Raw genomic sequence first — 23893 nt, forward strand, 5'->3', positions numbered from 1 at the left:
GTGTTGTAACTTTCCTGGTCCGGCTACCGTGACAGGCGACAGGCAGGAAGGGGCAGGACGCGTGAGACAAGGGCTCGCCGAGAAGCGGCAGGCGATCGTGCGGGGGGCGCGCCGGGTCTTCGGGCGCGACGGCTACACACGTGCCGGCATCGACTCCATCGCCAAGGAGGCGGGGGTCTCGACCCGGACGATCTACAACCACTTCCCGGAGGGCAAGGCGCAGCTCTTCCGCGTCGTCGTCGTGGAGGGTTCCGAGGAGATCCTGCGGGCCCATGTCGACGCCATCGACCGGCGGTTGTACAAGGTCACGGACCTGGAAGCCGACCTCGTCGACTTCGCGCACGCCTGGATGAGTCCGATGTACCAGTACCGCGACCACTTCGCCCTCGTACGGCAGTTGCGGGCCGAAGTCGGCCACATTCCGCAGGAGCTCCTGGACGCCTGGCGGGCTGCCGGCCCCGACCGCGCGCTCGAGTTGGTGGCCGCCCGGTTCCGTGAACTGGCCGAGGAGGGGCTGCTCGACGCCCCGGACCCGGAGCGGGCCGCGACCCACTTCATCCTGCTGACCGGGTCCGAGATCAGCGATCGCACATACGGGGGCGTGATCCCGATGCCGGACGAGAAGCGGGACGAGCTGGTGCGCTCGGGGGTGCGGGCGTTCCTGCACGGCTATCTGCCGCGCGGGAGCGTATCCGGTTGATATTCGCCGCATGGGGTGGGTGGCGGGAAATGCGAGGGGGTTCACACAACTGTGTTGTGAAGTCCCTCGCATTTCTGTGAGTAAGTCCACGAAATCGGCTATCGATCTCTACGGCCTGCAAGAGTTGTCCACGTATTGCTCATGTGTTCTTTGCGGGCGGTTCCCGGTAAAGATCCACAATCCCCCCACGGGAGCTCGTTCGTGGCAGCACTCGCACGCTGGTGTGTCAGGCACCGTCTTCTGGTCGTTCTGCTCTGGATCCTCGCGCTCGGCGGTACGACCGTCGTCGCCGCGGTCGCCGGATCCGCCTACTCGAACGACTACAAGGTGCCCGGCACGGAATCCGGCCGTGCCGCCCAGCTGCTGCAGAAGAGCTTCCCCGACCTCGGCGGGGACAGCGACACGATCGTCTGGCACACCGGCTCCGACGCGGCGGGTGACGCGGATTCCGTACGCGCCGCCGACATCGAGCAGACGATGACCCGCACCCTCGACAAGATCGAGAACCTGCCCGGCGTGGCCTCCGTCACCGACCCGTACGCCGGCCAGAGCGCCGGGCGGATCAGCGCCGACGGGCACACCGCCTACGCCACGGTCACCTTCGACGAGCAGGCCAAGGACGTCGACAAGGCCGACGTCCAGGCCGTCGTCGACACCGCCAAGGATGCCGAGACGGACGGTCTCCAGGTCGAGCTGGGCGGCAACGCCATCGGGCTCACCGAGTCCTCGGGCGGCCATATCGCCGAGGTCGTCGGCGTGGTCGTCGCGGCTGTGGTCCTCTTCCTCGCCTTCGGCTCGCTCGCCGCCTCGCTGCTGCCCATCGCCACGGCCCTGGTGAGCGTCGGCACGGCGTACGCCGGGATCGTGCTGCTCGGGCACTTCATGACCGTCGCCGACTTCGCGCCGATGCTCGGCATGCTGGTCGGCCTCGGCGTCGGCATCGACTACGCGCTGTTCATCGTGACCAGACACCGGCGCGGTCTGAAGCGCGGGCTGCCGGTCGCGGAGGCCGCGCGGAACGCCGTGGCCACCACCGGGCGCGCCGTCGTCTTCGCGGGCGCAACGGTGTGTATAGCCCTGCTCGGCATGCTCATCCTGCGGCTCAGCTTCCTGAACGGCGTCGCGATCGCCGCGTCCCTGACCGTGCTGCTCACCGTCGCGGCCTCCGTGACCCTGCTGCCCTCGCTGCTCTCCTTCATCGGCATGCGCGCCCTCAGCGGCCGCGAGCGCCGCCGCCTGGACGAACACGGCCCCGAACCGGAGATCCCCACCGGGCTCGCCGCCCGCTGGTCCGCCTTTGTCGAACGGCACCCCAAACTCCTCGGAGTCGTCGCCCTCGCCGTCATGGCCGTACTCGCACTGCCCACGCTCGGCCTGCACCTCGGCACCTCGGACCAGGGCAACCACCCTGAGACCGCCACCACCCGCCAGGCGTACGACCTGCTGGCCGACGGCTTCGGCCCCGGCGTCAACGGCCCGCTGACCCTCGTCACCGATGTCGACAGCGCTCAGGACCAGCTCGCCCTCGACAACCTCGACGCCACACTCCGCTCGACCGACGGAGTCGCCTCGGTGACCCCGGTGACGTACGACACGAGCGGCGACACCGCCTACCTCACCGTCATTCCGGAATCCTCGCCGCAGTCCGAGAAGACCAGCGACCTCGTCGACCGGCTGCGCACCGACGTGCTGCCCCGGGCCGAGACGGACACCTCGCTGGACCTGCACGTCGGCGGGGTCACGGCCGGCTACGACGACTTCGCCGAGGTCATCATCGGCAAGCTGCCACTGTTCGTGGGCGTCGTGATCGGACTCGGCTGCATCCTGCTGCTGCTCGCCTTCCGCTCCATCGGGATACCCCTGAAGGCCGCCGCGATGAACGTCGCGGCCGTCGCCGCCGCCTTCGGCGTCGTCGTCGCGATCTTCCAGTGGGGCTGGGGCAGCGAACTGCTGGGCCTGGGCAGCGCGGGCCCGATCGAACCGTTCCTGCCCGTGATCATGGTGTCGGTGCTCTTCGGACTCTCCATGGACTACCAGGTCTTCCTGGTCAGCAGGATGTACGAGGAATGGCTGGAGACCGGCGACAACCGGCGGGCCGTCCGCGTCGGCCTCGCCGAGACCAGCCGGGTGATCAACTCCGCCGCCGTGATCATGATCTCGGTCTTCCTCGCCTTCGTGCTCAGCGGCGACCGCGTCATCGCGATGTTCGGCATCGCGCTCGCCGCCGCGGTCGCGCTCGACGCCTTCGTCCTGCGTACGCTCCTGGTGCCCGCCCTGATGCACATGCTGGGCGGCGCCAACTGGTGGCTGCCGCGCTGGCTCGGCCGCCGCCTGCCGCGCATCAGCATCGAAGCGCCCGAGTCCAGCCCTGCCAGTCCTGCCAGTCCTGCCAGTCCTGCCAGTCCTGCCAGCTCCTCCCATGCGACGATTCCCGGTGCGCGCGACGGCGCACTCATGGACGTACTCGTGAAGGAGCGGCAGCAGGATGTACGCGATATCCCTGGGTGACGACGGCGCCGAACTGCGGCCCCTGGAGCCCTGGCACGCCGAGGAGTTCCTCGCCCACCTGGACCGGGGCCGGGAGTTCGTCGGGCAGCACATCCCGTTCGGAGCCAAGGCCACCGACGCCGACTCCGCGCGGGAACTCCTCCAGTCGTACGCCGACCAGCGCGCCGCCGACACCGGCAGCCTGCACGGGCTGTGGCTGGACGGGAAGCTCGTGGGCGGTGTGCTGTTCCTGCACTTCGACGCCGAGCGGGGCACCTGCGAGGTCGGCTGCTGGCTGGAGCCGGCCGCCGCGGGACGCGGACTGGTCACGCGCGCCATGCGGCTCCTCATCGACTGGGCGATTGACGTACGCGGTATCCACCGTGTGGAGTGGCAGGCGTCGTCCGCCAACGAACCGAGCATCAACGTGGCGCGGCGGCTGGGCATGAGCCGCGATGGCGTGCTCCGGGAGAGCTTCCCGTACCGGGGCGAGCGTCAGGACCTCGAAGTGTGGTCCGTACTCGCGGCCGAATGGCGCGCGGCACGCGCGCGTACCGCTTAAAACGATCATTAAGAAACCTCTCAGAGAGCGTCCGTACGGTGCGGAGTATGGGAACCAAGACAGATGACGAGGCCGGAGTGGACACCGGCACCGAGGCACAGCGCGACGAGGAGGAAGTGCAGCTCACGAAGGACGACGGCACGGCCGAGGACCAGGCCGACGAGGCGTACGAGGACGACGAGCAGGCAGACCAGGACTCCGGTGACAGCGCCGGCGTGGCCACCAGCGGCTCCGCTGTGGGCCAGGGTGCCGCCGCCGTCGTCTCCGCCGGGCTCGGCATCGTCTCGCTGACCGGCAGCTGGGTCGGCACGGTGGCACAGGCCCGCGACTCCCTGTACGGCCAGCTGGAGACCGCGCAGAACGCCGGCGTGGGCGAGCAGATCAAGCAGGTCTACGGCGACTCCTGGAACGCCAACGCGCTGGTCGCCGGGTTCTTCGCGCTGGCCGCGCTGATCACCGGCGTCGTGGTGCTCGTCAGGCCCGCGTTCGGGAACCCGGACCGGGTGCAGGCGCCGTGGGTCAAGTCGGTGGCCTGGGCGGGCGTCTCGCTCGGCGTCATCGGGCTGCTGCTGGCCGCCCTGAAGTACTCCGACGTCCTGCTCTCCCTGCCCTCCGCGAGCGGCTGAACCGCCGACGCGAAAACCGCACGTCCTGAGGGGCCTTAGGTCCGCCGTGAGCCACTTACGGCAGACCTAAGGCCCCTCCCGCGTGGAAGATGCGGAACTCTCCCGATGTGGCGCACCCCCCTTGGAGACGAAGGTTGAGGCATCACACCAAGCGAGGCCCGAAACCGACTCTTCATGAGGGGTACGAGATGTTCGAGTACGAGCGCCAGCAGTTCCGTTCCGCCGAGATGATCCGCGAGGCCGACAACTACCGTCAGGCGCGTGCGGCCGTCCGCGCCCGCCGTGCCGCCCGCCGCTCCGCGAAGGACGACGCCGAAGGGCAGGTGAACCGCCAGGGGCCGCGCCGCCACCGCTTCGCACGCGCGGCGTGATGCGGGCCGGGGAAGGTGCCGGGAGCCCTGGGGGACTCCCGGCACCCGGCCGGGCGAACCTCCCGCGGCCGGCCGGGGCGCCGATAATCGCTGCCGCACTGTCAGACCCCTGTGCGATGCTCGGCGTTGTGGAGACCAGGTCCGTCAGTCCGGTGTTCGTCGGTCGCGCCGACGAGCTGGACGCGCTGAACGACGCACTCGCCCGCGCTACCGCGGGCGAGCCGCAGGCGTTGCTGGTCGGCGGCGAGGCCGGCGTCGGAAAGACCCGGTTCATCGAGGAGTTCGCCACCGCGGCCGTCCGCGGCGGCACCGTCGTGGCGCTCGGCGGCTGCGTCGAGATCGGCGCCGACGGGCTGCCGTTCGCCCCCTTCTCCACCGCACTGCGCGCCCTGCGCCGGCAACTGCCCGACGAGCTGGCGGCCGCGGCCGCCGGGCAGGAGGAGGAGCTGGCCCGGCTGCTGCCCGAGCTGGGCGACACCTCGCGGGGGCGGCACGACGAGGAGGGCATGGCCCGCCTCTTCGAACTCACCGTCCGCCTCCTGGAGCGCGTCGCCGCCGACCGCACAGTCGTCGTCCTCCTGGAGGACCTGCACTGGGCCGACGCCTCGACCCGCCACCTCCTCGCCTACCTCTTCCGTACGCTGCGCAGCGGCCGCCTCGTCGTCGTCGCCACGTATCGCGCCGACGACGTCCACCGCCGCCACCCACTGCGCCCCCTGCTGGCCGAGCTCGACCGGCTGCGCACGGTCCGCCGTATCGAACTCGGCCGCTTCAGCCGCGCCGAGGTCGGCCGCCAGATCGCCGGAATCCTCGCCCGCGAGCCCGACCCCGCCCAGGTCGACGAGATCTTCGAACGCTCCGACGGGAACGCGTTCTTCGTCGAGGAACTCGCCGTCGCCTCCCACGAGGGCTGCCGCACCGGCCTCACCGACTCCCTCCGGGACCTTCTCCTCGTCCGCGTCGAGAGCCTGCCCGAGAGCTCTCAGCGGGTCGCCCGGATCGTCGCCGAGGGCGGCTCCACCGTCGAGTACGCGCTGCTCGCCGCCGTGGCACAGCTCTCCGAGGACGACCTCATCGAGGCGCTGCGGGCCGCCGTGGGCGCCAACATCCTGCTAGCGACACCCGACGGGGACGGCTACCGCTTCCGCCACTCCCTGGTGCGCGAGGCCGTCGCCGACGACCTGCTGCCCGGCGAGCGCTCCCGCCTCAACCGGCGGTATGCCGAGGCCCTGGAGGCCGACCCGACGCTCGTACCGGCCGATGAGCGCGCCGCGCGCCTGGCCAGCTACTGGTACCACGCGCACGACGCGGCCAAGGCCCTGCCCGCCGTCCTCGACGCCTCCGTGGAGGCCCGCCGCCGGCACGCCTACTCGGAGCAACTGCGGCTCCTGGAGCGGGCGATGGAGCTGTGGGACACGGCTCCCGACGCCGTGCGCGCGCAGTTGCGTCCCGTCGACTACACCGAGGCCTATCCGCCCAGCGGCTGCGACCCGGCCACCGCACCGCTGAGCTACCTCGACCTGATGGCCGAGGCCGCCGTTGCGGGCCGGTTCTGCGGGGAGCGCGAGCGCGCCCTGAAGATCACCAAGCGGGCCCTGCACCTGCTGGAGGACGAGGCGGACCAGTTGCGCGAGGCATGGTTCTGGGTCCAGCGCTCCCGTCTGGTGCAGGCACAGGGCCGCGGTGACGGCTGGAAGGAACTCGGCACCGCCCAGCGCCTGGTACGCGGTCTGCCGCCCTCGCAGGTGCACGCCGAGGTCCTGGCGGTGGTCGCCAACTGGTCCATGCTCCACACGCCGGGCTCCGACGCGCTGACGGACGCCCAGCGTGCCGTGGAGTACGCGCGCATGGTGGGCGCCCGCGACATCGAGCTGAACGCACGCCTCACCCTGGGCGGACTCATGGTCGACTCGGGCGACATAGAGGCCGGACTCGCCGAGGTGTACGAGGTCCGGGACCGAGCCGTCGAACTCGGACTGCCCGCCGTCATGGGCCGCAGTTATGTGAACCTGCCGTCCCACCTCGAGAGCCTCGGCCGCTCCCGGGAAGCCGTCGACATCCTGAGGGAAGGCGTCGAACTCACACGAAAAAGAGGCTTGCTGGAGTCGCAGTCCTGGGTGTGGGACAACCTCGCCGATTCACTCTTCTCCCTGGGCCGCTGGGACGAGGCCACCGAGGCCGCGACGAACGCGCAGCACGCCGCCCCGAGCGCCAAACCGCTCGCCGGCGCCTCCTCCCGCCTCGCCGACGTCGCGCTCGCCCGCGGGAACCTCGCCGAGGCAGGCCGCCACCTGGCCGCCGCCCGCGACTACTGCGGCACCCACGACCTCATGCCGCAGAACGTCCTGCCGCTCGCCCGCCTCGCCATCGGGCTGGCCGCCGCCGAGGGCCGCATCCTCGATGCCCGAGCCGAACTCGACCGCGCCCTGGACGCCGGCCTCCCGCCCGGGACCCAGTACTTCGGCTGGCCGCTGCTGCTGGCCGCCGCCACCGCGGAGGCCGACGCGCGCGGGCTGCCCGTCGCGGAACCGGGCCGCGCCGAGCTCCTGGAGCGCATCCGCCGGAGCGCCAAGCCGGTCGCCACGAACGTGCCCGTCTGGCAGACGTACGAGCGCTGGGTGCGCGCCGAGCTGCTGCGTGCCGAAGGCCGGGACACTCCTGCCGACTGGTCCGAGGTCGTGGCCGCCGCGGAGCCGCTGGAGCGCCCCTACGACCTCGCCCGCGTCCGCCTCCGTCTCGCCGAGTCCCTGCTGACCGCCGGCGGAGAGGGCGAGCGTGACCGGGCCACCGAGCTCCTCCGCCTGGCCGCCGCCGTAGCCGAGCACCTCGGCGCCCGCCCGCTCGCCGAGTCCGTCGCCCTGCTCGCCCGGCGCGCCCGCCTCACCCTGACTCTCCCCCCGGAGGGTCCGGAGCGGTCGGCCCTCACTCCCGTCGACCCGGTCGAGGCGCTGGGGCTCACCAGCCGTGAGCGCGACGTCCTCCGCCTCGTTGCCGCAGGCCGAAGCAACCGCCGGATAGCCGAGGAACTCTTCATCTCCCCGAAGACGGCCAGCGTCCACGTCTCCAACATCCTCGCCAAGCTGAACGTCTCCGGCCGGGGTGAGGCAGCGGCACTGGCCCACCGGCTACGACTGTTCCCGCCGGATACATCCACTGCTCGAGCCGCAGGGTGAGGCTTACGCTGAAAAGGACCCCGGGCCCGAGGAGGCACCGTGTTCAACATGATCGAGCAGCTCTTCGCACCAGGCCGCAAGCACACCGACGACGAGCGCAAGCGGCTGGAGCTGACGCGCGTGGACCTCAACGACGGTGATCCCGGACGTGGGCCGATAGACCTGACCTCCGGCAAGGTGGTCGTACGCCTGCCGGCGCAGGCACAGCCCCAGCCGTCCACGGAGCCGCCCGAGAGCTGAGGGCGGCTGCCGCCTACTTCACCTCCAGTTCAAGAATCTTGTCGTCCCCGTCCTCCGGGGATCCTCGGCCGTCCGTCTCGCTCGTCACCAGCCACAGTTTGTTGCCGCCCGCGGAGACCACCGTGCGCAGGCGGCCGTGCTCGCCCTCCAGGAATGCCTGTGGGTCGGCCGCGGCTTCCGTGCCGCTCAGGGGGACGCGCCACAGTCGCTGGCCCCGCAGGCCCGCCATCCAGATGGAACCCTCCGCGTAGGCGATGCCGCTGGGGGAGGCCTCGGCCACGCCCCACTGGGCTATCGGGTCGTGGAACTTGGAGTCGTCGGACTTGCCCTCGGCGTCCGGCCAGCCGTAGTTGTCGCCCGGCTTGATGTCGTTCAGCTCGTCCCAGGTGTTCTGGCCGAACTCGGACGCCCACAGGCGCTGCTTGGAATCCCAGGCCAGGCCCTGCACATTGCGGTGGCCGTAGGAGTAGACGGGGGAGTCGAACGGGTTGCCCGGAGCCGGCTCGCCGTCCGGGGTCAGCCGGAGGATCTTGCCGCCCGTGGAGTTCTTGTCCTGGGCCAGCTCGGCTTCGTACCGCTCGCCCGTGCCCGCGTAGAGCATCTTGTCCGGGCCGAAGGCGATCCGCCCGCCGTTGTGGTTCGTGCCCTTCGGGATGCCCCTGAACACCGTGTCGGGCGCGCCCAGTTGCTCACCGGACGGCTTCTTCTCGTCGTACAGCATGCGCACGATGCGGTTGTCCGACTCCGAGGTGAAGTACGCGTAGACCATGTGGTCCGAGGCGTACTCCGGCGAGAGCGCGAGGCCCATCAGGCCGCCCTCGCCTGCGGGGGCGACGCCCGGCACCGTGCCGGCCTCGGTCTTCTTGCCGTTCTTTCCGTCGACCCGGGTGATAGTCCCCTCGTCCCGCGAGGACACCAGCAGGTCGCCGTCGGGCAGCGGCGCGAGGCCCCACGGAGTGTTCAGCCCCTCGGTGACGGTCCGTACGACCTCCACCGAGCCCTTCGCGGGCGGAGAGTCCTCGGCCGCCTGTTCCGGAGGCGAGGACCCCGATTCCGTACGGCTCGGGGAGGCGTTCGCTCCGCCGTCCGACCCCTCCTCGTCGCCGGAAGAGCACCCGGCCGTCAGAAGGAGCGCGGCTGCGGCCAACACGGCCGTCACAGCTCGACGTTGCACGATCAGGATCCCTTCGACGCGGCAGGTTCTACTTTTCATACACCGCAAGCGCCTCACAGGTTCCCGATCTCCGGACGCGAAATGCGACGAGATCCGGACGCGCATTACGGCGAGAGCTTTCCTGGGACCATTACGCAGTCCCCAGACCACCGCAGTCCCCAGACCACCCTCGCTCATTCCACGGACCGCCGCTGCTCGACGTTCACTCCCAGGACCCCTGAGCCGAGGGCAGCTCCGCCACCTCCGCGAGATCCCGCGCCGACAGCCGCAGCCCGGCCGCCCTCGCGTTCTCGGCCGCCCAGCGCTCCCGCTTGGCCCCCGGCACCGGGACCACGTGCCGGCCCTGCGCGAGCACCCACGCGAGCGCCACCTGCGCCGGAGTGACCTCCTCACCGGTCTCCTCCCCGTGCCGCCGCGCGATCCGGCGCAGACCGGCCACGATCGGCTGGTTCGCGGCCATCATCTCGGCGGTGAAGCGGGGATGCCGGGCGCGTACGTCGTCGGGCTCGAAGCCTTCGCCGGGCGTGAGGGTCCCGGTCAGGAAGCCGTTGCCGAGCGGCATCGCCGCCAGGAAGCCGACGCCGCGCGCCTCGCACCACGGCAGCAGCCCGTCCAGCGCCTCCGGCGACCACACCGACAGCTCGGCCTCCACCGCGCTCACCGGAAAAACCTGCTGCACCCGCTCCAGCTGCCGGATCGTTCCGTCGTGCAGGCGTGCCCCGGAGCGGCGACCGGAGCGGGCGCCCACCGCGCACAGCCCCAGCGCCCGTACCTTCCCCGCCGTCACGAGTTCCGCCATCGCGCCCCAGGTCTCCTCGACCGGCACCTCGGGGTCCGCGCGATGCAGCTGGTACAGGTCGATGACGTCCGTCTGCAGCCGCCGCAGTGAGGCGTCGCAGGCCCGCTTCACATACCCGGGACGGCCGTTGGCCACGATGTGCTGCTCGCCGACCAGCAGCCCGCACTTGGTGGAGACGAAGGCATCCGGGCGCCGTTCCTTGAGCACCCTGCCCACCAGCAGCTCATTGGTGAACGGCCCGTACATGTCGGCGGTGTCGAGGAGGGTCGCGCCCCGGTCGAGGGCCGTGTGCAGGGTCCGCAGCGACTCGTCGCCCCGCTGCCGCGAAGCCGAGTACGCCCAGCTCATCGGCATGCACCCGAGGCCGACAGCCCCCACCTCGAGCGCCGCCGCCCCGATCGTCCTGCGCTCCACCTGGCAGTGCCCTCCCTTTCCTGGCCCCCCAAACTAACCTCTGCGTCTGTTGATGCTTCGCCTAGCCTCCTGAGCATGACTTCCGAAGTGTGGCTCCCGTTCGACGCAGCCGACATCGACGGCCTCCCCGAAGGCCTCAACTACCGCTTCTGGGACGGTGAGCAGGACTTTCCCGCCGATCCCGCCGACTGCGCGTTCTATGTCGTGCCCTACATGAAGAGCAGCGAGGTCTCGGTACGCCCGATGGCCGAAATGACGTCCGTGCGGGTCGTGCAGACGATGTCGGCCGGAATCGACCACGTCCAGCCGGGCCTCGGACTGCTCCCCAAGGGCGTGCAGTTGTGCAACGCGCGCGGAGTGCACGACGCCAGTACGGCCGAACTCACGCTCACGCTGATCCTCTCCTCGCTGCGGGGCATCCCCGACTTCGTCCGCGGGCAGGAGCACGAGGAGTGGCGGTCCGGGTTCCGCCCGGCGCTCGCCGACAAGTCCGTCCTGATCGTCGGCTACGGCTCGGTCGGTTCCGCGATCGAGGACCGGCTCGCGCCCTTCGAGGTCGCGCGGGTGGCGCGCGTCGCGCGCTCCGCACGTGAGACGGAGCGCGGTCCCGTGCATCCGATCACCGCACTGCCCGAACTTCTGCCAGACGCCGACGTCGTGGTGCTCATCACGCCCCTCACGGAGCAGACGAGGGGTCTGGTCAACGCCGGCTTTCTGGCGCGGATGAAGGACGGTGCGCTGCTGGTCAACGTCGCCCGCGGCGGTGTCGTCGACACCAAGGCGCTCCTCGCCGAGCTGGAAAGTGGCCGGATCCGGGCGGCCCTCGACGTCACCGATCCTGAACCGCTGCCCAAGGGGCACCCGTTGTGGCATGCGCCGGGCGTACTCATCAGTCCACACGTGGGAGGCCCGACGTCCGCGTTCTTCCCGCGCGCCAAGCGGCTCCTGGTGGACCAGCTCAACCGGTTCGTGAACCAGGAGCCGATGCGAAACGTGGTCCTTACGACGGGCGCTTAGCCTCCGCGGCCACCCTCCGCAGTCCCCTGAACGCGGTCGGTTCGCTTATCGCCCCTGGTCGTCACGGAGCGTAGAGAGGCTATGTCCCTGAGTGACGAGACTGGTGTATCGTCCCGACAGGGGATGCGCCGCGCACCGTACGGCGCCGGGGACGAGAGACAGCGGAATGTGAGGGGGGCGACGGGCGATGCACGGCCTATGGACCAACGATCCGACGCGGCGGGGCCGCCGACGGCGACCCTGGCACGCACCACGCAGAAGCGGCCACAGCTGCTCCCACCACCGCAGGCACAGTGGTCGCAGGCGGCACGCGCCCTCATCCTCCAACCGGCTTCGCACGGCTCGGGTGGGGGGATCCCCTTCGGCGCACCGGGACCAGAGGGACTCGGGGGCGGCACGGACCGGAGAGACACAGTGAGCTCCCAGGGGGCGCTGCTGGCCCGCCGCCCGGTCGCCGGCGGCGGGACGAGCCTGGTCCCGCAACTGGTACTGGCCCTGGTGTGCGCGGGATACGCCATCGGTTCCGCGTTCAGTTGGGGCTCGCAGACGCTCGCGCTGATCATGGGCGACTTCGGACTGAGCGCGGCGGCCGCCGCCGCGGCCGTCTCCTGCTTCCTCAGCGCCAGAAAAGGCCGCAGCCGCTTTCGACCCGCATGGCTGCTGTTCGCGCTCTCGTCCACGATGGCCGCCGCGGGCAACTTCGTCTGGGGCTGGTACGAGGTCGTCCTGGCCCGCCCCATACCCAGTCCGAGCTACGCCGACCTGTTCTTCCTGTGCTTCGCGCCGCCGGCCATCGTGGGACTGCTCGTGCTCGCCAAACGGCCGGTGACCAAGTCCGGCTGGATCTGTCTGGCCCTGGACGCCTGGCTCATCGGCGGCTCGCTGCTCACCCTCTCCTGGAGCCTCGCGCTCGCCCAGGCGGCCAAGGCCGAGGGATCGAGTGTCGCGCACACCGCGCTGTCGCTCGCCTACCCCCTGCTGGACATCGCTCTGGTGAGCATGGTGCTGGCACTGCACTTCAGGCGCTCGTCGGTGAACCGCTCCGCGGTGAACACCGCGATCGGCGCCCTCGCCCTGACGGTGATGTGCGACGCGCTGTTCACCTCGCCACTGCTGCACAACGACTATCGCTCGGGGCAGTTGCTCGACGCCGGCTGGTTCGCCGGTTCGCTCCTGCTCGCCTACGCCCCCTGGGTGGGGGCGCGACACGGACAGACGGAAGACGAGGGGCACACGCGCGTGGTGTACGGCTACGTGCCAGGGCCCCGACAGGGACAAGCGGCGCCCGTGCCGGAACAACCGGCCCACGTGCCCCTCCAGGAAGGAGGTCTCAGTCGGTATCCGGCCAACCGGCCCATCGCCGGTTCGCTGGCGGCGCTCACGCCCTATCTGGCCGCCGCCGTCTGCACGTTGGGCATTCTCTACAACGTGCTCAACGGCCGCAGCGTCGACCGCCTGGTGCTCATCACCGGCGGCACGGTCGTGCTCGCCCTCGTCGTGCGCCAGGGCATCATGCTCCTCGACAACATCACCCTCACCCAGGAACTGGCCCAGACGGAGAACCACTTCCGTTCCCTGGTACAGGGCTCCAGCGACGTCATCATGATCGCCGCGCCGAACGGCGTCCTCCAGTACGTCAGCCCGGCCGCCGCCGGGGTCTACGGGCGGCCCGCGGAGGAGCTCGAGGGCTGCGAACTCGCCTCGATCATCCACCCGGAGGACCTGGGCTGCGTGGTGCACGAAGTGCGCCGCTTCCTCGCCGCCAGCCCCACCGAGGAACCCACGACCCGTATCGAGTGCCGCTTCAGGTCCGGCGACGGCGGCTGGCTGAACGTCGAGTCGACGGTCAACCGCCACTACGGCGGCCTCATCTTCAACAGCCGCGACGTGACCGAACGGGTGCGCCTGCAGGCCCAGTTGCAGCACAACGCCGAGCACGACCCGCTCACCGACCTGCCCAACCGCGCCCTGTTCACCCGGCGCGTCCAGCAGGCGCTCTCCGGCCGCCGCTCCTCCGACCGCGGCACCGCCGTTCTCTTCATCGACCTCGACGGCTTCAAGGCCGTCAACGACACGATCGGGCACCAGGCCGGCGACGAGCTGCTCGTCCAGGCCGCCCGCAGACTCCAGGACGCCGTGCGTCAGGGGGACACCGCCGCCAGGCTCGGCGGCGACGAGTTCGCGGCCCTCATCGTCGGTGACGGCACCCGCGACCGGACCGCCCGTGAGCGCCACATCTTCGAGCTCGCCGACCGGCTCCGTGTCAAGCTCTCGCAGCCGTACTCCATCGACGGCAACGATGTCCGCGTCGCCGCCTCCATCGGCGTCGCCTTCGCCGAGCCGGGCCTCGGCGCGGGCGAGCTGCTGCGCAACGCCGACCTGGCGATGTACCGGGCCAAGGCCGCGGGCAAGGGCCGCGTCGAGCTGTACGCGCCACAGATGCAGCAGGACGTCGTACGGAAGGCGGCGCTCGCGACCCGGCTGCGGGCCGCCCTGCACGACGGCGAGTTCGCCCTGGTGCACCAGCCCGTGGTCTGTCTCGACACCGGCCGGATCACGACGGTCGTCGCGCAGGCGCGCTGGCGCTCGGCCCAGGGCGTACTGCTCACGCCCGCCGACTTCCTGCGGGTCTCCGAGGACAGCGACCGCACCGCCGAGCTCAGCCGCTGGATCCTCGAGGAGGCCATCGAGCAGGCCGCCGAGCGTGGCGCCACCGGGCTCCCCGTGCCCGTCGCCGTCCGGATGAGCGCCCGCCGGCTGCTCGACCGGTCGATGCCCCTCAGCTCCATCGAGGCCCTGCTGACCCGGCACGGTCTGGCCTCCGGCGCCCTGGTCATCGAACTGGCCGAAATCGACCCCCGGGTCTCCCTGGACGAGCTGGAGCGCCGGCTGAGCGCGCTCAGGCGCGTCGGCGTCCGCATCGCCCTGGACGGCTTCGGCAGCGGCTACGCGGCGATCGCCGCGCTACGGCGCCTCCCCATCGACGTACTGAAGCTCGACCGCGGCCTGGTCGAGGGCGTCGTCGAGTCGGCCCGGCTGCACAAGATCACCGGTGGGCTGCTCCGTATCGCCGGTGATCTGGGGCTGCAGTCGGTGGCCGACGGCGTGGACCTGCCCGAGCAGGTGGTCGCCCTGCGCGACATGGGCTGCACCCACGGACAGGGCATGGCGTTCTCCGAACCGCTCGACGAGGTCCGGCTGCGCCGCGCGCTCGCTTCCGGCCATTACCCCGTGCCCGGCAGCCCGGCCGAGCCGGTCTTCGTCAGCGGCGGCGTGACCGGAGTGGCCGGGATGTACGCAGGTGGAGGCTCGGCTGCTTATACGGTTGGCGGCTCTCCGGGGGCGTACGCCACTGGGACGGCCCTGCGCTCACATGATGAGACTCCCGTCCCACCCACTTGACACGCGGAGTGCGCCGGAGAGAGGGTCTGATCCATGCGCACCCGAATTCTCGTACTTGGAAAGCGCGTCGGCTGAGCTGGGAACGACCGGATCGATGAACCGGAACTCCCAGCGACCGCACCCGGCGCGCTCCCCTCGCTTGCCTCACGGCACGAGGGGTTTTTTGTTGCACCAGTACCAGTCGAACATCGCACAAACTTCGCAAAAACCCTCAGCATCGAGAAGAGAATGCCGATGACCGAGCAGGCCACCGGGGCCCACCATCCGCAGCCGCGGCCCCGTTCCGGAGGGCAGCAGTCCGCGCCCGAGCACGTGACGGGTGCGCAGTCCCTCATCCGTTCTCTCGAGGAGGTCGGGGCCGAGACGGTATTCGGCATTCCCGGCGGCACCATCCTTCCGGCGTACGACCCGATGATGGACTCCGAGCTGGTGCGTCATGTGCTGGTCCGCCACGAGCAGGGCGCCGGCCACGCGGCCACCGGTTACGCGCAGGCCACCGGCAAGGTCGGGGTGTGCATGGCGACGTCCGGGCCGGGCGCCACCAACCTGGTCACTCCGATCGCGGACGCGCACATGGACTCCGTGCCGCTGGTCGCGATCACCGGGCAGGTCGCGTCCAAGGCGATCGGTACGGACGCCTTCCAGGAGGCGGACATCGTCGGCATCACCATGCCGATCACCAAGCACAGTTTCCTGGTCACCAAGGCGGAGGACATCCCCCGGGCGATCGCGCAGGCGTTCCACATCGCCTCCACCGGCCGCCCGGGACCGGTCCTGGTCGACATCCCCAAGGACATCCTCCAGGCGAAGACCACCTTCACCTGGCCGCCGACCATGGACCTGCCCGGCTACCGCCCGGTGACCAAGCCGCACGCCAAGCAGATCCGCGAGGCCGCCAAGCTGATCACCCAGGCCAAGCGGCCCGTCCTGTACGTCGGCGGCGGCGTCATCAAGGCCGGCGCGACCGCCGAGTTGAAGGTCCTCGCAGAACTCACCGGAGCGCCCGTCACCACCACCCTGATGGCGCTCGGCGCATTCCCCGACGGCCACCCGCTGCACGTGGGAATGCCGGGCATGCACGGTTCGGTCACCGCCGTCACCGCGCTGCAGAAGGCCGACCTGATCGTCGCCCTCGGAGCCCGCTTCGACGACCGCGTCACCGGCAAGCTGGACAGCTTCGCCCCGTACGCCAAGATCGTCCACGCCGATATCGACCCGGCCGAGATCGGCAAGAACCGCGCCGCCGACGTGCCGATCGTCGGTGACGCCCGCGAGGTCATCGCCGACCTGATCCAGGCCGTGCAGAAGGAGCACAGCGAGGGGAACACCGGCGACTACAGCGCCTGGTGGAAGGACCTGAGCCGCTGGCGCGACAACTACCCGCTCGGCTACGACCAGCCCGACGACGGCTCGCTCTCGCCGCAGCAGGTCATCGAGCGCATCGGGCAGCTCGCCCCCGAGGGCACGATCTTCACGGCGGGCGTCGGCCAGCACCAGATGTGGGCCGCGCACTTCATCGAGTACGAGAAGCCCGCGACCTGGCTGAACTCCGGCGGCGCCGGGACGATGGGGTACGCGGTCCCGGCCGCCATGGGAGCCAAGGTCGGCCGGCCGGACCGTACCGTCTGGGCGATCGACGGCGACGGCTGCTTCCAGATGACCAATCAGGAGCTCACCACCTGCGCCCTGAACAACATCCCGATCAAGGTCGCCATCATCAACAACGGCGCCCTCGGGATGGTCCGCCAGTGGCAGACCCTCTTCTACAACCAGCGCTACTCCAACACCGTGCTGCACTCCGGCCCCGAGGCCGACGGCAAGCAGCCCAGCTCCGGCACCCGCGTCCCCGACTTCGTGAAGCTGTCGGAGGCCATGGGCTGCCACGCGATCCGCTGCGAGTCCCCGGACGACCTGGACAAGGTCATCGAGGAGGCGAACTCGATCAACGACCGTCCGGTCGTCGTCGACTTCATCGTCCACGAGGACGCGATGGTCTGGCCGATGGTCGCCGCCGGCACCTCGAACGACACGATCATGGCCGCCCGGGACGTCCGCCCCGACTTCGGCGACAACGAAGACGACTGAGCGAGAGAGACCACAGAGAAATGTCCAAGCACACGCTCTCCGTCCTGGTCGAGAACAAGCCCGGTGTCCTCGCCCGGATCACCGCCCTGTTCTCCCGCCGCGGCTTCAATATCGACTCGCTCGCCGTCGGTGTCACCGAGCACCCCGACATCTCCCGCATCACCATCGTGGTGAACGTCGAGGACCTGCCGCTCGAACAGGTCACGAAGCAGCTCAACAAGCTTGTCAACGTCCTGAAGATCGTCGAACTCGAGCCGGGCTCGGCCGTTCAGCGGGAGCTCGTTCTGGTGAAGGTCCGCGCCGACAACGAGACCCGCTCCCAGATCGTGGAGATCGTCCAGCTGTTCCGCGCCAAGACCGTGGACGTCTCCCCGGAGGCCGTCACCATCGAGGCCACCGGCGGCAGCGACAAGCTGGAGGCCATGCTCAAGATGCTGGAGCCGTTCGGCATCAAGGAGCTCGTCCAGTCCGGCACGATCGCCATCGGCCGCGGCGCCCGCTCGATCACCGACCGGTCGCTGCGCGCGCTGGACCGCTCCGCGTAAGCGTCGTAGAGGAATCACGTACGACAGTGCCGTAGAGGATTCATGTACGACCGGAAACGGGCGGTCGGTGCCCATCGGCCGCCCGCATTCCGAGACCCCGGAACTTCCCTTCCGCCCGCCGTCATACGGTGGGACGCAACACCTGCACACAAGGAGAGAACCCAAAGTGGCCGAGCTGTTCTATGACGCTGACGCCGACCTGTCCATCATCCAGGGCCGCAAGGTCGCGGTCATCGGCTACGGCAGCCAGGGCCACGCCCACGCGCTGTCGCTGCGTGACTCGGGTGTCGACGTCCGCGTCGGTCTGCACGAGGGCTCCAAGTCCAAGGCGAAGGCCGAGGAGGAGGGGCTGCGCGTGGTGACCCCGGCGGAGGCCGCCGCCGAGGGCGACGTGATCATGATCCTGGTGCCGGACCCGATCCAGGCGCAGGTCTACGAGGAGTCCATCAAGGACAACCTCAAGGACGGCGACGCGCTGTTCTTCGGCCACGGCCTGAACATCCGCTTCGACTTCATCAAGCCCCCGGCGAACGTCGACGTCTGCATGGTCGCCCCCAAGGGCCCGGGCCACCTGGTGCGCCGTCAGTACGAGGAGGGCCGCGGCGTTCCGTGTATCGCGGCCGTCGAGCAGGACGCGACCGGCAACGGCTTCGCGCTGGCGCTGTCGTACGCCAAGGGCATCGGCGGCACCCGCGCCGGCGTCATCAAGACGACCTTCACCGAGGAGACCGAGACCGACCTGTTCGGCGAGCAGGCCGTCCTCTGCGGTGGTACGGCCGCGCTGGTCAAGGCCGGTTTCGAGACGCTGACCGAGGCCGGCTACCAGCCGGAGATCGCCTACTTCGAGTGCCTGCACGAGCTGAAGCTCATCGTCGACCTGATGTACGAGGGCGGCCTGGAGAAGATGCGCTGGTCGATCTCCGAGACCGCCGAGTGGGGCGACTACGTCACCGGCCCGCGGATCATCACGGACGCCACCAAGGCCGAGATGAAGAAGGTCCTGGCGGAGATCCAGGACGGTAGCTTCGCGCGCGAGTGGATGGCCGAGTACCACGGCGGTCTGAAGAAGTACAACGAGTACAAGAAGGCGGACGCCGAGTCGCTCCTGGAGACCACCGGCAAGGAGCTGCGCAAGCTCATGTCGTGGGTCAACGACGACGAGGCGTAGGTCATGGAACGGGGGCCGCAGCGATGTCGCTGCGGCCCCCGTTGCCCAACCCTGGGTAACACCTTGTCCACGGCGTACAGCCACGGACGGGTGATCCTTCCGTGGAGGCGCAGGATGACCTCCGGAGCGGCACTAGACTGCTGCACTAGATACGCGTCAGGCCCACAGCGTCGTGCGTCTTCCACGCGGCTAGCAACCCTCCACCGCATGCGGCCGTCGGGACGGCCGTCCGCATTGGACATGTGAGGACTCACGTGAGCTCGAAACCTGTCGTACTCATCGCTGAAGAGCTGTCGCCCGCGACTGTCGACGCCCTGGGCCCGGACTTCGAGATCCGGCACTGCAACGGAGCGGATCGAGCCGAACTGCTCCCGGCCATTGCCGAGGTCGACGCGATCCTGATCCGCTCGGCCACCAAGGTCGACGCCGAGGCCATCGCCGCCGCCGGCAAGCTCAAGGTCGTCGCACGAGCCGGCGTCGGCCTGGACAACGTCGACGTCTCCGCCGCCACCAAGGCCGGCGTGATGGTCGTCAACGCGCCGACCTCCAACATCGTCACGGCCGCCGAACTCGCCTGCGGCCTGCTCCTGGCCACCGCGCGCAACATCCCGCAGGCCAACTCCGCGCTCAAGAACGGCGAGTGGAAGCGCTCCAAGTACACGGGCGTCGAGCTGGCCGAGAAGACCCTCGGTGTCGTCGGCCTCGGCCGCATCGGCGCGCTCGTCGCGCAGCGCATGTCGGCCTTCGGCATGAAGGTCGTCGCCTACGACCCCTATGTACAGCCCGCGCGGGCCGCGCAGATGGGCGTGAAGGTCCTGTCCCTCGACGAGCTGCTCGAGGTCTCGGACTTCATCACCGTGCACCTGCCCAAGACCCCCGAGACCCTCGGCCTCATCGGCCACGACGCCCTGCACAAGGTCAAGCCGTCGGTGCGGATCGTGAACGCCGCGCGCGGCGGGATCGTCGACGAGGAAGCGCTGCACTCGGCGCTCAAGGAGGGCCGCGTCGCGGGCGCGGGCCTCGACGTGTACGCGAAGGAGCCCTGCACGGACTCCCCGCTCTTCCAGTTCGACCAGGTCGTCTGCACCCCGCACCTCGGTGCGTCCACGGACGAGGCGCAGGAGAAGGCCGGTATCGCCGTCGCCAGGTCGGTACGCCTCGCCCTCGCCGGTGAGCTCGTCCCGGACGCCGTGAACGTCCAGGGCGGCGTCATCGCCGAGGACGTCAAGCCGGGTCTGCCGCTCGCCGAGAAGCTCGGCCGCATCTTCACCGCGCTCGCGGGCGAGGTCGCGGTCCGCCTCGATGTCGAGGTGTACGGCGAGATCACCCAGCACGACGTCAAGGTGCTCGAACTCTCCGCGCTCAAGGGCGTGTTCGAGGACGTCGTCGACGAGACCGTGTCGTACGTCAACGCTCCGCTGTTCGCGCAGGAGCGCGGCGTCGAGGTGCGGCTGACGACCAGCTCGGAGTCGCCGGACCACCGCAATGTGGTGACCGTGCGCGGCACGCTCAGCGACGGCGAGGAGGTGTCGGTCTCCGGCACGCTGGCCGGCCCGAAGCACCACCAGAAGATCGTCGCGGTGGGCGAGTACGACGTGGATCTCGCCCTCGCCGACCACATGGTCGTCTTCAAGTACGTGGACCGCCCGGGTGTCGTCGGCACCCTCGGCCGCATCCTCGGCGAGGCCGGCATCAACATCGCGGGCATGCAGGTCGCTCGTACGGACCTGGGTGGCACGGCGCTGGCCATCCTGACGGTGGACGACACGGTTCCGCAGAACGTGCTCAATGAGCTGGCGGAAGAGATCGGGGCGACGTCGGCTCGGTCGGTCAACCTTGTGTGAGGTGCCCGCCAGCTGGGGGCTCCGCCCCCAGGCCCCCGTTTCGGCCTAGCGGCCTTGTCCTCATGCGCCGGACGGGCTGAAAGCGCCGTTCCACGCTGCGGGTTCGTCGTGGCTGGTCGCGCCCGCGCGGCGGAGCCGCAAATTGAAACAGCCCCGCGCCCCTAAAGGGGCGCGGGGAACTGCCTCAGACCAGGACCTTGTCGCACTCGGACTCCGAGGCCTCCGTGTCACGGACCCGCACCCACCGCAGTGTCACCGATGCCAGCGCCGCCGCCCCCAGTAGGAGCACCGTCGCGGCGATCGCCGCCGCCTGCATGCCGCTGGTGAAGGCCTCGCGGGCCGCCGTCACCAGGGCTTCGCCCGTCCGGCCGGGCAGCTGACCGGCCACGGCCAGGGCGCCGCCGAGGGTTTCGTGGGCCGCGTCGGGGGCCGAGGCCGGGATGTCGTGGCGGTACACCGCCGCCCCGATGGAGCCGAGGACCGCCATGCCCAGCGCGCCGCCGAACTCCGTGCCGGTCTCCAGGACCGAGGACGCGGTGCCCGACTTCTCCACCGGCACGGTGCTCAGCGCCAGGTCCATCGTCTGGGACATCACGACGACGATCCCGGAGGCGATGACCGCGGCCCCGCCCAGCACCAGCCACAGCGAGTCCGTACCGGCGGCGGTCAGCATCCCGTATCCGCAAGCGGCGAGCACGAAGCCGCCGGAGACCACGTACGCCCGGTTCACGCCCCGCTGCACCATCTGTGCGGAGAGCGGCGCGGCGACGCCGACCAGCGCGGACGGCAGCAGTCCCCACAGCGCGGCCTCCATGGAGCTCTTGCCGAGGACCGACTGGAGGTACTGCGTGGTGAAGTACGCCGAGCCCATCATCGCGAACATGGCGAGCAGGTTCAGCGAGACGGCGGGGGCGAAGCCACGGCCGCGGAACAGTTCGGGCGAGATCATCGGCGAGGCAGTGGTGCGCTGACGGTGGACGAAGAGTGCGGCGAAGAGCAGGCCGACGGTCACCGACATGACGTAGCGGACGTTCCAGCCTTCCGAGGAGATCTCCTTGAGGCCGTAGATCACCGGCAGTACGGCGGCCATGGACAGCGGGACGCTCAGCAGGTCGAAGCGGCCCGGCGCCGGGTCCCTGGACTCGGGGAGCAGGATCGGGCCGAGGATCAGCAGCAGGACCATCGCGGGCAGATTCACCAGGAAGACCGAGCCCCACCAGAAGTGCTGGACGAGGAAGCCGCTCATCACCGAGCCGAGCGCGATGCCTGCCGTCATCACGCCTGACCACAGGCCGATCGCCTTGGCGCGCTGGGCCTGGTCCGTGAACATCGTGCGGATGAGGGCCATCGTCGACGGCATCAGCGTCGCCCCGCCGATGCCGAGCACCGCGCGGGCCGCGATCAGCGTCTCGGCGCTGTTCGCGTACGCCGCCACCAGCGAGGCCGCGCCGAAGGCCGCCGCGCCGATCAGGAGCAGCCTGCGGCGGCCGATGTGGTCGCCCAGCGAACCCATCGTCATCAACAGTCCGGCGAGCACGAAGGCGTACATGTCGAAGATCCACAGCTGCTGGGTGCCGGAGGGCTCCAGGTCGGCGCTGATGTCCGGGATCGCGAAGTAGAGGACGGAGACGTCCATCCCGACCAGGAGCAGCGGCAGCATCAGGACGCCGGTCGCGAACCATTCGCGGCGGCCGGCAAGGGGCGCGGGGTCGGTGGTCGCAGTCGTCGAGTTCGTCATGGCGGCGACTGTACGGGCGTATTAAACGCGTGTCTAGAACGGTTGTGTAAGTCATCCGTATAGGACGGTCGTATGGATCGGAGTAGGGTGGCCGTATGGGACACCGTGAGGATCTGCTCGAAGGCGCCAAGCGCTGCCTGCTGGCCAAAGGGTTCGCGCGCACGACCGCGCGCGACATCGTCAAGGAGTCGGGGACCAACCTTGCTTCGATCGGCTACCACTACGGCTCGAAGGACGCGCTGCTGGCGCAGGCCTACGTCTCGCTGGTCGAGGGGATGGGTGACGCCTTCGACGGCGACGGGACCGCCATGAGCACCACCGAGCCCGGCTCCCTCGAACGGTTCCAGGGAATGTGGTCGAACATCATCGGCACGATGCGGGAGCCGGGATCGATCTGGCACCTCAGCGTGGAGGCCCTGGCCATGGGCGACCAGATGCCCGAGGTGCGCGATCACCTGGCGCTGGCGCAGCGGGAGGCCGCACGCGGGCTCGTTCCGATGCTCATGGGCGGGCGTGAGGAGGACGTCTCGGACGAGACCACGGACACCGTCGGCATGTTCTACGTGACCCTGATGACGGGCCTGATCGCGCAGTGGACCTTCGACCCGAAGACCGCGCCCGGTGCGGAGCAGCTCTCCGAGGGGCTGCGCCAAGTCATTGCCGCGGCGGCCAGGGCTACGAAGAGCTGAGGCGGCCGTCCCGCATCTCCGCGACACGGTCGCAGAAGTGGCGTACGAGTGCCATGTCGTGGCAGATGAACAGGTAGCCGAGTCCGAGGCGCTCCTGGAGTTCGGCCAGGAGATTGAGGATGCCCGCGCGCAAGGACGGGTCGAGGGCGGAGACCGGTTCGTCCAGGATCAGGAGCTTGGGCTCGCAGGCCAACGCGCGGGCGATACCGGCGCGTTGGCACTGTCCGCCGGACAGCTCGTGCGGGCGGCGGTCGCCGAGGGCCGGGTCAAGACCGACCCGCTCCAGCAGCTCGGCCACGCGGGCGGGACCCGTCGTGCGGTCCCAACTCCCTTGTACGCGCAGGGGTTCCGCGATGGCGTCGCGGATCCGGTGGCGGGGGCTCAGCGATCCGTACGGGTCCTGGAACACGGGTTGCATCGCCTGCCTCAGCGGCCTCAGGCGTCGCTCGTCCAGGGCCGTCAACTCCTGGCCGTCGAACCAGACTTCACCGCTGTCGGGGCGGCGCAGTTGCAGTACGGCCATGGCGGTGGATGACTTGCCGCAGCCCGAGGGGCCGATGAGGCCGAGTGTTTCGCCGGGGGCGATGTCGAAGGAGACGTGGTCAACGGCGGTGCGGGTGCCGTGGCGGACGACCAGGTCGCGTACGTCCAGGAGGGGGCTCACATCGCTCGTACGGCTCATACGGCTCATAGGGCTCACACGGACTCCAGGAACAACTCGGCGGGGTTGTCGGGCAGTTCGCGCCAGCGGTGGCAGGCGACGGTGCGGTCGTCTTGGGTCTCGGGTTCGGGTTGCTCCGTACGGCAGCGGGTCGCGTCCGCGAGGGGGCAGCGGGGTTGGAAGGCGCAGCCGGGTGGG

18 protein-coding genes are annotated in these 23893 nt (G+C 70.0%); 14 read left to right on the forward strand and 4 right to left on the reverse strand.

Annotation, left to right across the window (positions count from 1 at the left end):
• The first annotated feature begins 61 nt into the window (after positions 1-61).
• From G5C60_RS53575 to G5C60_RS08550, 7 genes are all read left to right on the forward strand, one after another.
• Positions 62-700, forward strand: a complete 639-nt coding sequence (locus G5C60_RS53575; protein ID WP_338145741.1) for a TetR/AcrR family transcriptional regulator — start codon at positions 62-64, stop codon at positions 698-700.
• 201 nt (positions 701-901) lie between these two features.
• Positions 902-3208: an MMPL family transporter gene (locus tag G5C60_RS08525; RefSeq protein WP_165256379.1), complete on the forward strand. Its 2307-nt coding sequence runs from the start codon at positions 902-904 to the stop codon at positions 3206-3208.
• On the forward strand, positions 3186-3749 hold the full coding sequence (locus tag G5C60_RS08530; protein WP_165256381.1) for a GNAT family N-acetyltransferase: 564 nt from the start codon (positions 3186-3188) through the stop codon (positions 3747-3749). Before G5C60_RS08525 ends, G5C60_RS08530 begins: the two co-directional genes overlap by 23 nt.
• Positions 3750-3796: 47 nt before the next feature.
• Positions 3797-4375, forward strand: a complete 579-nt coding sequence (locus G5C60_RS08535; protein ID WP_165256383.1) for a hypothetical protein — start codon at positions 3797-3799, stop codon at positions 4373-4375.
• A gap of 188 nt (positions 4376-4563) precedes the next feature.
• Positions 4564-4746 (forward strand): hypothetical protein, encoded by a 183-nt coding sequence (locus G5C60_RS08540; RefSeq protein WP_165256385.1) that lies wholly within the window; start codon positions 4564-4566, stop codon positions 4744-4746.
• A 116-nt stretch (positions 4747-4862) separates the two neighbouring features.
• The gene (locus G5C60_RS08545; RefSeq protein ID WP_165256387.1) at positions 4863-7919 is read left to right on the forward strand and encodes a helix-turn-helix transcriptional regulator; all 3057 of its coding nucleotides are present in this window, start codon (positions 4863-4865) and stop codon (positions 7917-7919) included.
• Positions 7920-7958: 39 nt separating this feature from the next.
• Entirely contained in the window at positions 7959-8159 is a 201-nt protein-coding gene (locus tag G5C60_RS08550) for a DUF6191 domain-containing protein (protein ID WP_165256389.1), read from the forward strand.
• Between the two features lie 13 nt (positions 8160-8172).
• On the opposite strand, the gene G5C60_RS08555 is transcribed toward G5C60_RS08550, so the two are convergent.
• Both G5C60_RS08555 and G5C60_RS08560 read right to left on the reverse strand, forming a co-directional pair.
• A complete protein-coding gene (locus G5C60_RS08555; protein WP_165256391.1) occupies positions 8173-9372 on the reverse strand; it encodes a PQQ-dependent sugar dehydrogenase in 1200 nt (399 codons plus the stop codon).
• Positions 9373-9535: 163 nt separating this feature from the next.
• Complete coding sequence (locus tag G5C60_RS08560) at positions 9536-10546, reverse strand: aldo/keto reductase (protein WP_165256393.1); 1011 nt, start codon at positions 10544-10546, stop codon at positions 9536-9538.
• 75 nt (positions 10547-10621) lie between these two features.
• Here G5C60_RS08560 and G5C60_RS08565 point away from each other — a divergent pair, with 75 nt between their 5' ends.
• The 6 genes from G5C60_RS08565 (at position 10622) to serA (ending at position 20607) form a co-directional block, all read left to right on the forward strand.
• A complete protein-coding gene (locus G5C60_RS08565; protein ID WP_165256395.1) occupies positions 10622-11563 on the forward strand; it encodes a 2-hydroxyacid dehydrogenase in 942 nt (313 codons plus the stop codon).
• 414 nt (positions 11564-11977) lie between these two features.
• Positions 11978-14965 carry an EAL domain-containing protein gene (locus tag G5C60_RS08575; protein WP_165256397.1) on the forward strand — a complete coding sequence of 996 codons (2988 nt, stop codon included), beginning with the start codon at positions 11978-11980 and terminating at the stop codon, positions 14963-14965.
• 228 nt (positions 14966-15193) lie between these two features.
• On the forward strand, positions 15194-17050 hold the full coding sequence (locus tag G5C60_RS08580; protein ID WP_165256399.1) for an acetolactate synthase large subunit: 1857 nt from the start codon (positions 15194-15196) through the stop codon (positions 17048-17050).
• A 20-nt stretch (positions 17051-17070) separates the two neighbouring features.
• Positions 17071-17595: an acetolactate synthase small subunit gene (ilvN, locus tag G5C60_RS08585; protein WP_165256401.1), complete on the forward strand. Its 525-nt coding sequence runs from the start codon at positions 17071-17073 to the stop codon at positions 17593-17595.
• Between the two features lie 166 nt (positions 17596-17761).
• Positions 17762-18763 (forward strand): ketol-acid reductoisomerase, encoded by a 1002-nt coding sequence (ilvC, locus tag G5C60_RS08590; protein ID WP_165256403.1) that lies wholly within the window; start codon positions 17762-17764, stop codon positions 18761-18763.
• A 254-nt stretch (positions 18764-19017) separates the two neighbouring features.
• The gene (serA, locus tag G5C60_RS08595; protein ID WP_165256405.1) at positions 19018-20607 is read left to right on the forward strand and encodes a phosphoglycerate dehydrogenase; all 1590 of its coding nucleotides are present in this window, start codon (positions 19018-19020) and stop codon (positions 20605-20607) included.
• Between the two features lie 184 nt (positions 20608-20791).
• On the opposite strand, the gene G5C60_RS08600 is transcribed toward serA, so the two are convergent.
• The gene (locus tag G5C60_RS08600; protein ID WP_165256407.1) at positions 20792-22345 is read right to left on the reverse strand and encodes an MFS transporter; all 1554 of its coding nucleotides are present in this window, start codon (positions 22343-22345) and stop codon (positions 20792-20794) included.
• Between the two features lie 95 nt (positions 22346-22440).
• Between G5C60_RS08600 and G5C60_RS08605 the strand changes: the two genes are divergently transcribed.
• Positions 22441-23034 carry a TetR/AcrR family transcriptional regulator gene (locus G5C60_RS08605; protein WP_165256409.1) on the forward strand — a complete coding sequence of 198 codons (594 nt, stop codon included), beginning with the start codon at positions 22441-22443 and terminating at the stop codon, positions 23032-23034.
• On the opposite strand, the gene G5C60_RS08610 is transcribed toward G5C60_RS08605, so the two are convergent.
• Positions 23021-23725 carry an ABC transporter ATP-binding protein gene (locus G5C60_RS08610; protein WP_241266603.1) on the reverse strand — a complete coding sequence of 235 codons (705 nt, stop codon included), beginning with the start codon at positions 23723-23725 and terminating at the stop codon, positions 23021-23023. The genes G5C60_RS08605 and G5C60_RS08610 overlap by 14 nt on opposite strands.
• Positions 23726-23893: the final 168 nt, after the last annotated feature.

Origin of the sequence: Streptomyces scabichelini (assembly GCF_011045015.1) — a bacterium.
Taxonomy (GTDB): Bacteria; Actinomycetota; Actinomycetes; order Streptomycetales; family Streptomycetaceae; genus Streptomyces; species Streptomyces scabichelini.

What these genes read in the sequence shown, in the direction of transcription:
- G5C60_RS08600 (WP_165256407.1), bottom strand. Translation starts at nt 22,345, where the DNA reads ATGACGAACTCGACGACTGCGACCACCGACCCCGCGCCCCTTGCCGGC.
- G5C60_RS08610 (WP_241266603.1), bottom strand. Translation starts at nt 23,725, where the DNA reads ATGAGCCGTATGAGCCGTACGAGCGATGTGAGCCCCCTCCTGGACGTA.
- G5C60_RS08545 (WP_165256387.1), top strand. Translation starts at nt 4,863, where the DNA reads ATGCTCGGCGTTGTGGAGACCAGGTCCGTCAGTCCGGTGTTCGTCGGT.
- G5C60_RS08540 (WP_165256385.1), top strand. Translation starts at nt 4,564, where the DNA reads ATGTTCGAGTACGAGCGCCAGCAGTTCCGTTCCGCCGAGATGATCCGC.
- G5C60_RS08580 (WP_165256399.1), top strand. Translation starts at nt 15,194, where the DNA reads ATGCCGATGACCGAGCAGGCCACCGGGGCCCACCATCCGCAGCCGCGG.
- G5C60_RS08565 (WP_165256395.1), top strand. Translation starts at nt 10,622, where the DNA reads ATGACTTCCGAAGTGTGGCTCCCGTTCGACGCAGCCGACATCGACGGC.
- G5C60_RS08605 (WP_165256409.1), top strand. Translation starts at nt 22,441, where the DNA reads ATGGGACACCGTGAGGATCTGCTCGAAGGCGCCAAGCGCTGCCTGCTG.
- G5C60_RS08530 (WP_165256381.1), top strand. Translation starts at nt 3,186, where the DNA reads ATGTACGCGATATCCCTGGGTGACGACGGCGCCGAACTGCGGCCCCTG.
- G5C60_RS08555 (WP_165256391.1), bottom strand. Translation starts at nt 9,372, where the DNA reads ATGAAAAGTAGAACCTGCCGCGTCGAAGGGATCCTGATCGTGCAACGT.
- G5C60_RS08535 (WP_165256383.1), top strand. Translation starts at nt 3,797, where the DNA reads ATGGGAACCAAGACAGATGACGAGGCCGGAGTGGACACCGGCACCGAG.
- ilvN (WP_165256401.1), top strand. Translation starts at nt 17,071, where the DNA reads ATGTCCAAGCACACGCTCTCCGTCCTGGTCGAGAACAAGCCCGGTGTC.